The following is a 13,814-nucleotide window of genomic DNA, read 5'->3' as shown; positions in this document are numbered from 1 at the left end:
TGGGGTGGGGAAATGCGGCGGTTGTCCATGCTCGGCGTGGCGGCGCTCATCACGGCAAGCTCGATACTCACGGCGCCGGCGGCCAACGCCGGCGAAACCACCTTCCGTCCGGTGCGCACCTGCGCCGACCTGGTGCGGACCTACGACGTTCCCGGCGCGGTCACGCACGTCGAGACCGCGACCGTCGTACCGGCGACGGCGACCGAACCGGAGAACTGCGACGTCCGCGGCTACGTGGAGCCGGCGGTGCGGTTCCAGCTGCGGCTGCCGACGAAGACCTACGCGGGGCGGTACCTGCAGTTCGGCTGCGGCGGATTCTGCGGGGTGGTGACCACGCCGCCGTTCGCCGACTGCGGTCTCCCGCACGGCGGTGACGTCGCCGTGGCGGCGACCGACGACGGGCACGTCGGCAAGACCCCCGCGATCGTCGACGACGGCAAGTGGGCCGAGAACAACCAGGCCGCCCGCGACGACTTCGCGTTCCGTGCGCCGCACGTGGTCTCGAAGGCGTCCAAACGCCTGATCACGCAGTTCTACGGTGCTCCGCCGAAGAAGTCGTATTTCAGTGGCTGCTCCGACGGTGGCCGCGAGGCGCTTCTGCTCGCGCAGCGCTATCCCCACGACTTCGACGGCATCGTCGCGGGTGCGCCGGCCGGATACTGGGGGCCGCTGCTCGGCGTCTACCAGACCTGGCTCGCCAAGGCGAACACCGGCGCCGACGGCGAACCGATCCTGACCGAGGACAAGCTCCCGGCCCTCCATGCCGCCGCACTGTCGTCTTGCGACAAGTCCGACGGGCTCGGCGACGGCGCCATCGACGATCCGCGTACCTGCCGTTTCGACCCGGCCACGATCGCCTGCCCGCCGGGCACCGACAACGCGGGCTGCCTCACCGCCGCACAGGTCGAAGCCACCCAGAAGCTCTACGCCCCGCCGACCGACGAACGCGGCCGGAAGCTGTACCCGGGCGGCCAGACCGTCGGCTCCGAACTGTCTTGGTACGGCTGGATCATCCCGTCCCCGGAAACCGGCGGGATCCCATTCGCGCACGCGCTCGCCGACAACTACCTGAAGTACATGGCGTACCCGATCGGGACGCCGCATTCGTCGGTCGAGAAGTTCGCCTTCACCGCCCGGGAATTCGACCGGCTGACCCCGGAAGGCGTCCGCTCCAACGCGATGTCGCCGGATCTGCGCGAATTCCGGCGTGCGGGCGGGAAACTCGTGATCTGGCACGGCTGGGCGGACCAGGCGATTCCCGCCGCGGGCAGCATCGACTACTACGAGCGGCTCACCCGCGCCAACGGCGGCCCCGCCGCGACGCGGGACTGGGCCCGGCTGTTCATGGTTCCCGCGCTGTACCACTGCGCGACCGGCGACAAGCTGACCGAATACGACCCGCTGAAGGAACTCGTTTCCTGGGCCGAGCGCGGCACGGCGCCGGACCGGACGATCGCCACCGGTCGCGACGCCGACGGCAAGGTCTTCCGCACACGACCGGTGTTCCCGTATCCGCTGCAGGCGAAGTACGACGGCAGCGGAAGCGTCGACGACGCGGCGAACTTCGTGCCTGTCCCGCCTGCGCGGCCTTCGCACGATCTTGTGAACTGGGCGGGGAACGGCCTGTACGGCAAGCCGGGGCCTGTCGCTCCCTGAGGTGCCGTGGCGCGTCTCGTGAGTGGTAAGGGCGGCTAGCGCCAGCCGTGTCTTGAGTACCTACTGGTCCACGGGTGCGCGGCGTGCGTCAAGGCGTAACTCGCGTGATCAGGCGCGTAACTCGCGTGTCTGGAAGCGACACTCGCGAGTTACGCCTCTGATCACGCGAGTTACGCCTTCAAGCACGCGAGTTACGGCTTCAAACACGCGAGTTACGGCTTCAAACACGCGAGTTACGGCTTCAAACACGCGAGTGCGGCGCCACGAGTCAGGAAAGGACGCCGTCCAGCAGGCGTACCCGCCGGTCCGCGATTCGGTGCACCTCGTCGTCGTGCGTCGCCACGATGACCGCGGCTCCCTCTTCGGCGCAGCGCCGCAACAGCCGAAGCACCCGCGGCGTGCTCCCGGCGTCCAGGTGCGCGGTCGGCTCGTCGGTGAGCAGGACCCGGGGCCGCCCGCTGACCGCCCTGGCGAGCGCGACCCGTTGCTGCTGCCCGAACGAGACCTCCAGCGGATAGCGGTCCCCGAGATCGCCGATCCCGAGTTCCTCCAGCAGGTCCGAAACGCGCGTGTGGATGTCTTTCGCGCTGGGCTTGGGGACATCGGACCGGAGCCGTAACGGCAGCGCCACGTTCTCCGCGATGGTCAGCTCGTTCGCGAGCCCGAGCGCCTGCGGGAGGACGGCGCAGGTGTGCCACGGCGGCGCGCCCGCTATCGGAACGCCGTCCAGTAGGACACTGCCGGAATCGGGCGAGTCGAAACCGCACAGCAGCGCCAGCAGCGCGCTCTTGCCGGAACCCGACCGGCCGGACACCGTGACCAGTTCGCCCGGGGCCACCCGGAGTTCGAGCCCGCGCAGGACTTCGACGTCCCCGCTGGGATGGGGGAACCGGCGGCGCAACCCGACGGCCTCGAGGGCGGGTTCCGCCATCACGGCACGACCTCCCGTTCTTCGACTTCTTCCAGTCTGCCCTTGTGCATTCGCGCGACGCGGCTGCCGAGCTCGATGAGCCGGTCGTCGTGCGACGCGACGATGACGGCGAAATCCTGACCCGCCAGGTATTTCAGGGTGTCGAGCACCCGGTCGGCGGAGCCTTCGTCCAATTGGGACGTCGGCTCGTCGGCGAGCACGACGGTCGAGCGGCGGGCCAGGGTGCAACCGAACGCGAGACGCTGCTGCTGCCCACCCGACAGTGCGGAGATCCGCCAGCTGCCGGTCCCGCCGAGCCCCAGCTGGTCGAGGATGTCGTCGGGCAGGCATTCGGTCCCGGCCGATTCCGCCGCCGCGCGGAGATTGTCGGCGACGCTCAGATACGCGAGCAGATTGTCGGTCGGATTCTGGAACACCAGACCGAGGTGGTTCCGCCGCAGCGCCCGCCGGTCACGATGCCGCAGCTTGCCGGTATCGCTGCCTTGGAAGGAGATCGTGCCCCGCACGGGCTGCTCGAAGAGGCCGAGCGTCCGCAGCAGGGTGGACTTGCCGGAGCCGGACGGCCCCGCCAGCACGGTGATCCCCCGCGCGGGGATGTCGAAGGTGACATCTTCGACGCCGGTGACCGTGCCGGCAGGCGTCGGGTAATCGACGCCGATCCCGCGCAGCCGGAAGATCGGTTTCTCAGGCACGGATCAACTCCGCGGTCCGGGCGGTGCGCACCGAGCGCATCGCGATCCAGCCCGCCAGCGCCACGACGAGCACACCGACGGCGAGCACGGTCAGGGCTAGCGGGGTCGGGTCGGGTAGTGCCGACTGCGGCGGAAGGAACGTCGCCGGATCGAACCGCGGCACCGAAAGCCCCGCGACCGAGACACCGCACACCACGCCGATGACCACGGCGAGCCCGCTGAGGGTGCCCAGTTCCATCAGATGACTCGCCAGCAGGGCACGTGGCCGCATCCCCATCCGAAGCACCAGAGCCCCGGCGAGCGCGTTCTGCCGCCGCCGGACTTCGACCGCGACCAGCAGCGACAGCACGGCCACCACGCCGAGCACGGCCCCGAGCAGTGCCATGAACGAGAACGTCCACGACACCACGTAGAACGGGAGCGCGTCGAGCGCGGACTCACGAGTGACCCGGTTGACCGCGGTCATCACTCCCACCGAAGCCAAGGCCTCGGTCACCTGCGTCATCGACGAGCTGGACAGCACGCTCCACTTGGGCACGGCGCGCAACTGCGCCTCGGTGAGCGACTCCCGCGAGATCACGTACCCGGCCTTGGTGCCGATGATCGGGAACATCGGCAGCTCGCCGATCGCCTTCGCCTCGGCGAGACCGGCGGGCAGTGTGGTCTTCTGGGCGGCGTCGTGTCCGATCCGGATCGCCGGGACACCGGTTCCCTGACTCGACAGACCGCCGAGCAGCCGGTCGACCTCGGTGCCGTCGAGCGGACCGAACGTGGCGGCCTGCCGGAAGGTGCGCGGATCCACGACCAGCACGACGTTGCCGGTGCCGGTCAGCTCACCGACGATCGTGGTGCTGCTGTCCAGTGAAGCGGGCAGCGCGACCTTGCCGGTCCCGACGACGCTTTCGGTGTCGACCCTGGTCTCGGCCCCGACGAAGATGGCGGACTTCGTCTGCAAGGCCTCTTCCTGACCGCGCGCGATACCGATCCCGGTGGCCAGGGTCCCGATGGCGAGCGTGCCGATCACGAGCACACCGGTGACCGGCGCGCGGGCACTGGCGAGCCGCCGGATCGCCAGCTGCAGGGCCGGCCGGGACCACAGCCGGGCGCGATGCGACGCGTGCAGGGCGAGCCAGGCCAGTCGTGCGGCGACGAGCCCGACCGTCAGCACGACGAACACCGGATACGTGAGCGCGAGCGGGTCGACCTGGGGGAGCGGATTGCCGATCCGCGACCCCTTGCTGTAGTCGACGAGCCGGTTCCACCCGAGCAGGGCGACACCGGCGGTGAGCAGTTCCCAGGGGAAGTAGGCCAGGAGCTTCACCTGCTTGCGCCGTCCGGAGCGGACCCGGCCGAGTTCGAACTCCCGATGGGTCCGGACGGAGATCACCCCGGCGAGCAGCGCGAGCGAGACGAGCAGGATCGCGGCGGCGACCAGTGATCCCCAGAACGTCGCACCGTCGTCCAGCTCACCCGGTGGTCCGTAAAGCCCGAGCAACAGCCGGGCGAGCGCCGCGCCCACCGCGCCACCGGCGACGATCGGGAGCCCGAGTTCGGCGACCGCGAGCAACCCCAGCGCCCCGGGGCCGCTGCCGCGCGCGGACAGCAACCTCAGCTGCGCGTGCCGACGCTGGTACCACTGCAACGCGACGGTGCCGATTCCCGCGCAGCCGACGAGAATGCTGATGGCCGCGAGCGGCAGGATCGAGATCAGGACGTTCGATTCCGCCTGATTGCTGATCTGTACCGAGCGCTCGAACGGCAGCGACCCGACGATCGCGTCACCGAGGCCGCGGGAGCCCAGGTCCGCCTTGACCGCGGCGATGAGGGCCTTCCCTCGTTCCTCCAGGTCCTCGGCCTCGCTGACGGTCTTGGGCGGGTCCTCGTAGAACGACATGTGCAACGTCTTGATCATCGGGATGCCCAGCGCCCGGACCGTGTCGTCGAAGGTCTTCCCGTCGTTGGCGAACATGACCGAGTCGAGCGGGTCGTTGGCGAGCCTGCTGACGACGGCGTTCCGCTGCTGCGAACACCACCAGCGCGGCGCCGGGTCGGGAAGGTCGCGGTACAGGCCGGTCACCGGCGGTATCGGGGTGCCCTGGATGCTCGGCGTGGCGCCGACCTTGATGTTCTCCGCCCCGGCGACGACGGTGCCGAGCAGGAACCCGGCGCCCGCGGACCCGCTGGTCACGTCGAGGTGGCCCTGCGCCGCCTGGTCACGATGAGCGAGCACGACCTTGTAGTTGGGGTCGCCGTTGAACTCGGTGCCGAAGAGGTACGGCGTGTAGCGGGAGGTGACCGGCGCGGGGAAGCCGTGCGCCGGCGCGTTCCGGCGGACCGAGTCGACGACCTGCGGCACCACCGCGGCGGGCACGTTGTCCTTGCTGAAGACCGGCCCGTAGTAGTCCGGGCACACGATGCCGGACTGGTACGTGACCGCCGCGCCACCCGAGGCCGAGGCCTGCAGGATGGCGGCGGTGCCGAGGAAACAGGCCAGCAAGGCCGTCACCGCGGCGATGACCAGAGTCAGGGGACTGGTCAGCGCCGCTTTCGGAGCCGCTCGCCACGGCATTGTCACCCTGGGCCCGCCGGGAGCCCCCCACCTCACCCGCATGGATACGCACGCTACCGGTCATGGCGCTTCGACGACAGGAAGGAATCACTGTTTGTTGCTGACGTGAAGTAAGGCGTGGTCCATTGTGGTGACAGGCGTGCGTGCTCACTGACTGTCCGTCACCAAGTGATCGAGCGGTGTCGTCTCACCCGCCTCACACTCCGTCGAGAATGCGGTTTCTCCGAGCGCCGCGACGATCATGCCGGTGATCCTGTCGACGTCGGCGCGTTCGGCTTTCGGCAGGGGAGCCCCCACCGATCGCCGCGCGGCCGCCGCGGCGCCGAGCAGCCTCGCGGCCAGGCGATACGAGCCGCCTATCGCCTCGGCGCCGGCCAGGCCTTCGAGACCGAGGGCGATCGCACGAGGATCCTCGCTGCGGCGAGCGATCACGAGACCGTCCTGGTGGAGCCGTTTCGCCGCCGCGGCGTCTCCGCGTTCCTCGGCGATGAACCCGAGCTCGGCGAGGATCAGGGTGCTGCCCGCTTCGGACTCCACCCGGCGATGCCAGTCCAGTATGGACAGCAGCCGCCGCTCGGCCTCGTCGTACCTCCCCTGGCGGCGCGCACCGAGCGCGAGCCCTGTCTCGGCGTAGACCTCGCCGGGTTTGAAACTGTGTTCGACGGCCAGTGTCCTCGCTCGCTCGTGGAACTCCTTCGCCCCTTCGAAGTCGCCGGTGAGCAGTGCCGTCCGGCCCAGCCACGACAGCTTGTAGGAAACCTCCGGCCAGAGCTCCAATTCCTCCGCGCGGCGCAGGCTTTCCCGATGGACACGGGCGGCGTGGTCGTAGTCTCCGGCGATCGACGCCAACATGCCGATGACGAACGAGGCCTGCAACCAGCCCCAGCGTTCGCCGAGCCCGTCGAAGACGTCGGCGCTCTGCGCGGCGACCCGGCCGCCTCCGGTGAGGTCGCCACCGGCGATCAGGTGGGCCGCCCGGTCGCTCAGCGCGGCGGCGGCGCTCCAGTCGTCACCGATGTCGCGGGCGGTTTCCAGCGCGCCGAGCGTGAGCTTCTCCGCCCGGCACAGGTCTCCGACCGTGGACCACGCGTAGCCGAGGAACCACAACGTCCGCGCCCGGGCGAGCGGGTCGGCGATACCCCACACGCTCTCGTCCGACTCGCCCTCCGTGCCGGTGCCGTCGAGCACGGCGATCCCGGTGCGCCAGCCGAGTGCCCGCGCGTACTCGTCTCCGGCGCCGGGCTCGGTGGCGAGCACGAGGTCCAGCGCGCGTCGCGCCTCGGTGAGCCGTCCGCGGAGGAACCAGAACCACGCCGTCGCGTTCACCAGCCTCAACGCGAGGTGATGTTCTCCCTGCCGTAGCAACGTTTCCAGCGCGCGCCGAGTGTTCGCCCCTTCGGCGTCCAGCCTGTCTAGCCAGCGCCGCTGCTCCTTGCCACGCAGACCGGCGTCCCCACGTTCGGCCAGCTCGACGTGGAAACGAGCGTGCCGCAAGTACAGGTCGTCGAGTTCGCCTGCCTGCTCGGCGCGACCCAAGGCGTACGCGGACACGGACTCCAGCAACCGGAACCGCGGTTCACCCGACCTGCCGGGCCTGCTGACCACCAGCGACCTGTCGACGAGCCGGGACACGAGGTCCAGCACGTCACCGGCGGCGATCTCGCCGCCGGCGCAGACCGACTCCGCCGCGTCGAGCCCGCAGCCCTCGGCGTGGACGGCGAGCCTGCGCAGCACGATCTGCTCGGGCTCGCTCAGCAGGCTCCAGCTCCAGTCGATCATCGCCCGGAGCGTCTGCTGGCGGCGCGGCCCGCCTCGTCTGCCCGAAGACAGCAGGGCGAACCGGTCGTCGAGGCGGGCGAGGAGTTCGTGCACACCCAGTGTCCGGACCCGGGTGGCCGCGAGTTCGAGCGCCAGCGGGATACCGTCGAGCGTGCGGCAGATCCGCGCGACCACCGCCGCGTTTTCCGCGTCGAGCGCGAACCCCGGCGCCGCCGCCGCGGCGCGGGCGGAGAACAACCGGACGGCGCTCGACTCTCGCACGGCGGCGAAATCCGGCAGCTCGGGCAGCTCCAGCGGCGGTACCGCCCAAACGTTCTCCCCTGGCAACCCGAGCGGCTCCTGGCTGGTGGCGAGCACCCGTAGCCGGGGCGCCGTCGCGAGCAGCCTCTCCACCAGCGCGGCGACCGGCTCGACGACCTGTTCACAGTTGTCCAGGACGAGCAGGATCTCCTTGTCCCGCAGGGCATCGGCCAACGACTGTGGCAGCGTTCCGGTCGACGTCGCGTCCTCGCGGAGATCCAGCACGGCCGCCAGGACGACGGCGACGAGATCCTCGGGCGGGCACGTGGAGCACTCGACGTTGTCCAGCCCGGCAAGCTCGACGAGCCAGGTGCCGTCTCCCATCTCGAGCTTCGACGCGGCCTCGATGGCGAGCCTGGTCTTGCCCACACCGCCCGGCCCGGTCAGCGTGACCAGCCGCGCGTCGGTCACGAGCGATCCGACTTCCTTGACCGCCCTCGTGCGGCCGATCAGCTCGGTCACCGCCTCGGGCAGGTTCCCGGGCACCGGCCCGGCGGCGCGAACCGGCTCGAGATCCGGGCTGCGGGTGAGGACCGCCTGGCGCAATGCCGCGAGCTCCGGACCCGGTTCGAGCCCGGACTCGTCACGCAGGCGGGCACGCAGCTCCGCGTAGGTTTCGAGGGCTTCGCTGTGCCGCCCGGCCGCGTACAACGCGCGCATCAGCAGGCCACGGAGCCGCTCCCGCAGCGGATACCGCGAGACCAGCCCGGCCAGCTCCCCGGTGAGGACGCCGTGCTCGCCGAGCGCCAGCCGGGCTTCGGCTCGCTCCTCTTCGGCGAGCAGCCTTTCCTCCTCCAGCCGCTGAGCAGCGGCGACGGCGAACGGCTCGTCCTCGAATCCGGCGTACGCGGGCCCTCGCCACAACGCCAGCGCGTCCGCCAGCAGAGCGGCACGGGCGCGCGGGTCGACGGCGTCGCGGGCCCGTGCGGTGAGCGCGCGGAACCGATGGACGTCCAGGTCGCCCGGCTCGACGGCGAGGACGTACCCGGCGGGTTGGTGCGCCACGAGCTCCCGCGCGCCGGGCTCGGCGCGATCCAGCGCGCGGCGCAACTGGGAGACCTTCGTCTGCAGGGTGTTGCCCGGATTGCCCGGCGGATGCTCGCCCCACAGATCGTCGGTCAACGACGACACCGACGCCGCCCTGCCATCGCGGCTCAGCAGCCCGGCGAGCAGGAGGCGGACCTTCGCCTCGGGCACGACGACGGGCTCGCCCGCGGTCGTCCACACGGCGAGTGGTCCCAGCACTCCGAATCGCACGAAACCGACGTTAGCGCGGACCACCGACAAGATCGTGCGCGATGCCGTGCGCGGACCCGCAGCGATCCGTGCGCGGCCCCCGTCACGGTGGTCCCATGAGCGAACACGGCAAGACCCCGGTGACGGTACTGGGGCTGGGCGCGATGGGAACCGCGCTCACAGAGGCACTACTGGCCGCGGGCCATCCGGTCACCGCCTGGAACCGGACCGCGAGCCGCGCCGAGGCGGTGGCGGCGAAGGGAGCTTCGGTCGCTTCGACCCTCTCGGAGGCTCTCGCGGCGAACCAGATCGTGATCGCCTGCCTGCTCGACTACGACTCGGTGCACGAGGTCCTCGACCCGGTGGCGGCCGACCTCGAGGGGCGGCAGCTGATCAACCTGACCAACGGCACCCCCGGCCAAGCGCGCGAAATGAGCGCCTGGGCCGAGGAACTGGGCGCGGAGTACCTGGACGGCGGGATCATGGCCGTCCCGCCGATGATCGGCACCCCGGCCGCGTTCATCTTCTACAGCGGCTCGGGCACGGTCTTCGGCCGGGCGCGCACCGCGCTCGACACCTTCGGCGGCGCCAACTACCTCGGCGCGGACCCCGGACTGGCGCCCCTGCACGACATCGCGCTGCTCAGTGGGATGTACGGGCACTTCATCGGCGTCATCCAGGCGTACGCGCTGGTCGGCTCCGCCGGGGTCAAGGCGCGGGAATTCGCGCCGCTGCTCCGGGTCTGGATCGACGCGATGAGCGGATTCCTGGAGCGCGCGGCCGAACAGATCGACGACGGCGACTACGTGACCGACGTGGTGTCGAACATCGGGATGCAGGCGGCCGCCTACCCGAACCTCGCCAAGGCCGCGGCGGACCAAGGCATCAGCGCCGAACTGCTCACCCCGCTGCAGTCGCTGATGGACAAGCGGGTCGCCGACGGACACGGCGCCGAAGACCTCATCGGCGTCATCGAACTCCTCAAGAAGTAAAGGAAAACACAATGATCACGATGATCGGGCTCGGCCCGATGGGACAGGCCATGGTCCGGGTGCTCCTGGAGAACGGCCACGGAGTGACCGTCTGGAACCGTACCGCCGCCCGCGCGGACGACGTCGTCGCCGCGGGTGCCGTGCGCGCCGCGACGCCCGCGGACGCGGTGGCGGCCTCGGAGCTGGTGTTGCTGAGCCTCACCGACTACGCCGCGATGTACGACATCCTGGGCAAGGCCGAGGATGCCTTGGCGGGCAAGGTGATCGTCAACCTCAGCTCGGACACCCCGGAGAAGACCCGCGAAGCCGCGGACTGGGTCGAGGCCAGGGGAGGGCAGTTCATCGCCGGTGGCGTGATGGTGCCCGCCGAGCTGGTGGGCAAGGACGAGGCGTACGTCTTCTACAGCGGTCCCGCCGACGTTCTGGAGAAGCACCGCGAAACCCTGTCGCTGATCGGGCGACCGGACTTCCTCGGGGAGGACGTCCGGCTGGCTCAGCTGTTCTACCAGGCGCAGCTGGACGTCTTCCTGACCTCGCTCTCGGTGTTCCTGCACGCGAGCGCGCTGGTGCGCTCGGCCGGTGTGCCGGTGCAGAAGTTCCTGCCGTACGCCAAGGACAACTTCAAGATGATGGATTTCTACCTGGACGCCGCGGCCGAGCAGATGGAGAAGGGCGAGCACCCCGGCGACGACGCCAACGTGACCATGATGGGCGCGACGGCCGACCACATCGTCCAGGCGAGCCGGGACGCCGGGGTCGACCTGGCCCTGCCCGAGGCGGTCAAGTCGCACTACGACCGGGCGATCGCCGCCGGACACGGCCGTAGCTCGTGGACCAGCCTCTTCGAGATCATCAAGGCAGAGGGCAAGTAAGTGCCCGTGGGCTCGTGAGTGGTAAGGACGGTTAGAACCGTCCTTACCACTCACGAGACTTGGTCAGCCGTCCCTGCTGGTGGCGACACCCAGCACCTCCAGGAAGGCCTTCGCCGCCGGAGTGACCGTGAAGCGGTTCCAGACGAGATGCTCGATCCGCGCGGGCGCGTCCCGCACCGGCACGGTGACCACATCGGTCAGATTCGGCACGAATTTCGACGGCAGCAGCGCGACCCCCAGACCCTGATGGATGAGCCGGGCCATGAAATCGGCGGCCGTCACTTCGAAGGCGACTTCCCGGGCCACTCCCGCCGCGGCGAAGGCCTGATCCGTCTGAGCCCGCCCCGCGGATCCCGCCGGGAAATCGACGAACACCTCCGACGAGAGCCGCTCCAAGTCCACTTCGGACTCGACAGCGAGGGGATGCCCCGGAGCCACCACGGCGATCAGATCGTCCCGGCCCAGCTCGCACGTGGCCACGCCGTCCGGCCGGTCGGTCACCGGGAGGCCGAGGAACGCGACCTCGATCGCACCGTCCTTGATCTGCTCCACCAATTGTCCGCTCGCCCCGACCCGCAGCCCGATCCGGACATGCGGATACCGGTCACGGAAGGTCTGCAGGGCGGCAGGGACGTCGACCGCCGCGACGGTCGGGATGACGCCGACGGTGAGCCGTCCGCGGATCTCGCCGACGGCGGCGGCGACCTCCGATCCGGCCCGCTCGGCAGCCTCCAGACATTGCCGCGCGGCGGGCAGGAACGCCTCGCCGGCGGCGGTGAGCCGGACCCGGCGGCTCGTCCGCTCGAACAGCCGCGCGCCGAGTTCCCGTTCCAGCCGCGCGATCTGGTGACTCAGCGCCGACTGCACGACCAGACACCGTTGCGCGGCACGCGTGAAGCTGTTCGTCTCCGCCACGGCCACGACGTACCGCATCTGCTGAAGCTCCATGGATCCATCTTGAATCACGATGGATTAAGTGACAAACATGTGTTGGACTCATCGATAACCAGCGTCGAAGCTGAGAAGCGTGAAAACGCTGACGACCACACCGCTCGCCGCGAGTCTCGCCGGAACCGCGCTGACCGCCTTCGCCCCCATGGTCTGGGGGACGACCTACGTGGTCACCACCGAGCTCCTTCCGCCGGGGCATCCGCTTTTCGCGGGCCTCATGCGCGCCCTGCCCGCCGGGCTGATCGCGCTCGCCATCACTCGCACCCTTCCTCGCGGCACTTGGTGGTTGAAGGCCGCAGCGCTCGGTGTCCTCAACATCGGGATGTTCTTCCCCCTGCTGTTCGTCGCCGCCGAGCGGCTGCCCGGCGGAGTCGCGGCCACACTCGGCGCCGCCCAGCCGCTGCTCGTCGCGATCCTCGCCGTGGCGGTCCTGCGCCAGAGCCCGTCGGCGTGGCGCTTCGCGTGGGGGATCGTCGGGATCGTGGGCGTGGGCCTGGTCGTGATCGGGCCCGCGGCGGGCTTCGACCTCGTCGGCGTCATCGCCGGACTCGGCGGCGCGGGCACCATGGCGCTCGGGGTCACGCTCACCAAACGATGGGGACGCCCCGCCGACGTCGGACCGACCGCGTTCGCGTCGTGGCAGCTCACCGCGGGCGGCTTGTTCCTGGTGCCGGTGACCTTCCTGTTCGAAGGCGCGCCGCCAGCCATCGACTCGAACGCGGCCCTCGGCTACCTCTGGCTCGGCCTGGTCGGCGGGCTGCTCGCCTACGTGCTGTGGTTCCGCGGCATCACGTCCCTGCCGGTCACCTCGGTCGCGGTCCTCGGCCTGCTCTCGCCGATGGTCGCCGCGGTGCTCGGCGCCGTGCTGCTCGGTCAGTCGCTGGGCCCGATCCAGCTCGCCGGTTTCGCGCTGGCGCTGGCCTCGATCGTGGCCGGCCAGATCACCCCGAAAAGCAAGCAGGAAGGTGCCGTCCGATGAAGATCGCCGTCGCCGGAGCGTCGGGAATGGTGGGTTCCCGCATCATCGCCGAAGCCGTTTCCCGCGGACATCAGGTCATCGCCGTCTTTCGCCGCACCCCACCGGACTTCCCACACCCCGCCGTGAGTGTGGTGCGCGGCGACGTAACCGATACGGGTCACATGAGCGCGGTATTCCGCGGAGTCGATGTCGTCGTGGGCGCGACGAGACCCGCGCCCGGCACCGAAGACACGGTCGCCGCCACGGTGACGGCGCTGCTCGACGCCGCGGCGGGCACACGTGTCCTGATCGTCGGCGGCGCCGGGCCGTTGCGGTCGCCGTCCGGCGGACTGGTGATCGACGACCCGGCGTTCGTGCCACCGGCGTGGCGGACCATCGCCTCGGCCAGTACGAGCCAGCTTCGGGCGTGCGAGGCCCATTCGGGCGACTGGGTGTACCTCAGCCCGCCCGCGATGCTCGAACCCGGTGCCCGGACCGGGGTCTATCGGAGGGGAACGACGACCATCCTCACCGCGGAGGACGGGTCCTCCGGGATATCGGCGGAGGATCTGGCCGTCGCGATCGTGGACGAACTCGAGAATCCCGGCCGGGACCGGCATTTCACCGTTGCCTATTGAGCCGCCACTTCAGTTCGGGCGGGTCACCGGGCGACGGCGTCTCCGGGCTGCGCTCGGCCTCGACCTGGATCTCGATGTTGGTCTTGTGCGAGATCGGGTCCCAGATCTCCTCGATCGGCGCGAGCAGCGACTGGCCGACGCCTGCCCGGCGCGCACGCGCGGCGTACCACGCGAACCCGGCCAGGAAGAGGGGAAGGCTGAGGAACGCGGCCACGGGTGCCAGGAATTCCATGCGCCCGA

11 protein-coding genes are annotated in these 13,814 nt (G+C 70.2%); 5 read left to right on the top strand and 6 right to left on the bottom strand.

What is annotated here, in order from left to right; translation table 11 throughout:
• Positions 1-12 precede the first annotated feature (12 nt).
• Positions 13-1,656: a tannase/feruloyl esterase family alpha/beta hydrolase gene (locus tag ACOCEP_RS32035; protein WP_482332896.1), complete on the top strand. Its 1,644-nt coding sequence runs from the start codon at positions 13-15 to the stop codon at positions 1,654-1,656.
• Between the two features lie 268 nt (positions 1,657-1,924).
• Here the strand turns inward: ACOCEP_RS32035 and ACOCEP_RS32030 are convergent, their stop codons facing one another.
• The 4 genes from ACOCEP_RS32030 to ACOCEP_RS32015 form a co-directional block, all read right to left on the bottom strand.
• A complete protein-coding gene (locus tag ACOCEP_RS32030; protein WP_482332894.1) occupies positions 1,925-2,587 on the bottom strand; it encodes an ABC transporter ATP-binding protein in 663 nt (220 codons plus the stop codon).
• Positions 2,587-3,279 carry an ABC transporter ATP-binding protein gene (locus ACOCEP_RS32025; RefSeq protein ID WP_482332892.1) on the bottom strand — a complete coding sequence of 231 codons (693 nt, stop codon included), beginning with the start codon at positions 3,277-3,279 and terminating at the stop codon, positions 2,587-2,589. Before ACOCEP_RS32025 ends, ACOCEP_RS32030 begins: the two co-directional genes overlap by 1 nt.
• Positions 3,272-5,848 carry an FtsX-like permease family protein gene (locus tag ACOCEP_RS32020; protein ID WP_482332891.1) on the bottom strand — a complete coding sequence of 859 codons (2,577 nt, stop codon included), beginning with the start codon at positions 5,846-5,848 and terminating at the stop codon, positions 3,272-3,274. Before ACOCEP_RS32020 ends, ACOCEP_RS32025 begins: the two co-directional genes overlap by 8 nt.
• A 147-nt stretch (positions 5,849-5,995) precedes the next feature.
• Entirely contained in the window at positions 5,996-9,184 is a 3,189-nt protein-coding gene (locus ACOCEP_RS32015; protein WP_482332889.1) for an AfsR/SARP family transcriptional regulator, read from the bottom strand.
• Positions 9,185-9,279: 95 nt separating this feature from the next.
• On the opposite strand from ACOCEP_RS32015, the gene ACOCEP_RS32010 reads away from it, so the two are divergent.
• Both ACOCEP_RS32010 and ACOCEP_RS32005 read left to right on the top strand, forming a co-directional pair.
• On the top strand, positions 9,280-10,155 hold the full coding sequence (locus tag ACOCEP_RS32010) for an NAD(P)-dependent oxidoreductase (protein WP_482332888.1): 876 nt from the start codon (positions 9,280-9,282) through the stop codon (positions 10,153-10,155).
• A gap of 11 nt (positions 10,156-10,166) precedes the next feature.
• Positions 10,167-11,027 carry an NAD(P)-dependent oxidoreductase gene (locus ACOCEP_RS32005; RefSeq protein WP_482332886.1) on the top strand — a complete coding sequence of 287 codons (861 nt, stop codon included), beginning with the start codon at positions 10,167-10,169 and terminating at the stop codon, positions 11,025-11,027.
• Between the two features lie 63 nt (positions 11,028-11,090).
• Here the strand turns inward: ACOCEP_RS32005 and ACOCEP_RS32000 are convergent, their stop codons facing one another.
• Positions 11,091-11,975, bottom strand: coding sequence for a LysR family transcriptional regulator (locus tag ACOCEP_RS32000; protein ID WP_482332885.1), 885 nt, complete (start codon positions 11,973-11,975; stop codon positions 11,091-11,093).
• Between the two features lie 79 nt (positions 11,976-12,054).
• On the opposite strand from ACOCEP_RS32000, the gene ACOCEP_RS31995 reads away from it, so the two are divergent.
• Positions 12,055-12,957 (top strand): EamA family transporter, encoded by a 903-nt coding sequence (locus ACOCEP_RS31995; RefSeq protein ID WP_482332884.1) that lies wholly within the window; start codon positions 12,055-12,057, stop codon positions 12,955-12,957.
• A complete protein-coding gene (locus ACOCEP_RS31990; RefSeq protein ID WP_482332883.1) occupies positions 12,954-13,574 on the top strand; it encodes an NAD(P)-dependent oxidoreductase in 621 nt (206 codons plus the stop codon). The genes ACOCEP_RS31995 and ACOCEP_RS31990 overlap by 4 nt, the downstream gene beginning before the upstream one ends.
• Here the strand turns inward: ACOCEP_RS31990 and ACOCEP_RS31985 are convergent.
• On the bottom strand, positions 13,558-13,806 hold the full coding sequence (locus ACOCEP_RS31985; RefSeq protein WP_482332882.1) for a hypothetical protein: 249 nt from the start codon (positions 13,804-13,806) through the stop codon (positions 13,558-13,560). The two genes, ACOCEP_RS31990 and ACOCEP_RS31985, sit on opposite strands and share 17 nt — an antisense overlap.
• Positions 13,807-13,814: the final 8 nt, after the last annotated feature.

The sequence above is a fragment of the Amycolatopsis sp. CA-211722 genome, assembly GCF_056828465.1.
This window is presented reverse-complemented; position numbering and strand designations above follow the sequence as displayed.

Coding starts and splice junctions, on each gene's coding strand:
- ACOCEP_RS32005 (WP_482332886.1), top strand. CDS start 10,167: ATGATCACGATGATCGGGCTCGGCCCGATGGGACAGGCCATGGTCCGG.
- ACOCEP_RS32035 (WP_482332896.1), top strand. CDS start 13: ATGCGGCGGTTGTCCATGCTCGGCGTGGCGGCGCTCATCACGGCAAGC.
- ACOCEP_RS32020 (WP_482332891.1), bottom strand. CDS start 5,848: ATGCCGTGGCGAGCGGCTCCGAAAGCGGCGCTGACCAGTCCCCTGACT.
- ACOCEP_RS32030 (WP_482332894.1), bottom strand. CDS start 2,587: ATGGCGGAACCCGCCCTCGAGGCCGTCGGGTTGCGCCGCCGGTTCCCC.
- ACOCEP_RS31990 (WP_482332883.1), top strand. CDS start 12,954: ATGAAGATCGCCGTCGCCGGAGCGTCGGGAATGGTGGGTTCCCGCATC.
- ACOCEP_RS31985 (WP_482332882.1), bottom strand. CDS start 13,806: ATGGAATTCCTGGCACCCGTGGCCGCGTTCCTCAGCCTTCCCCTCTTC.
- ACOCEP_RS32010 (WP_482332888.1), top strand. CDS start 9,280: ATGAGCGAACACGGCAAGACCCCGGTGACGGTACTGGGGCTGGGCGCG.
- ACOCEP_RS32000 (WP_482332885.1), bottom strand. CDS start 11,975: ATGGAGCTTCAGCAGATGCGGTACGTCGTGGCCGTGGCGGAGACGAAC.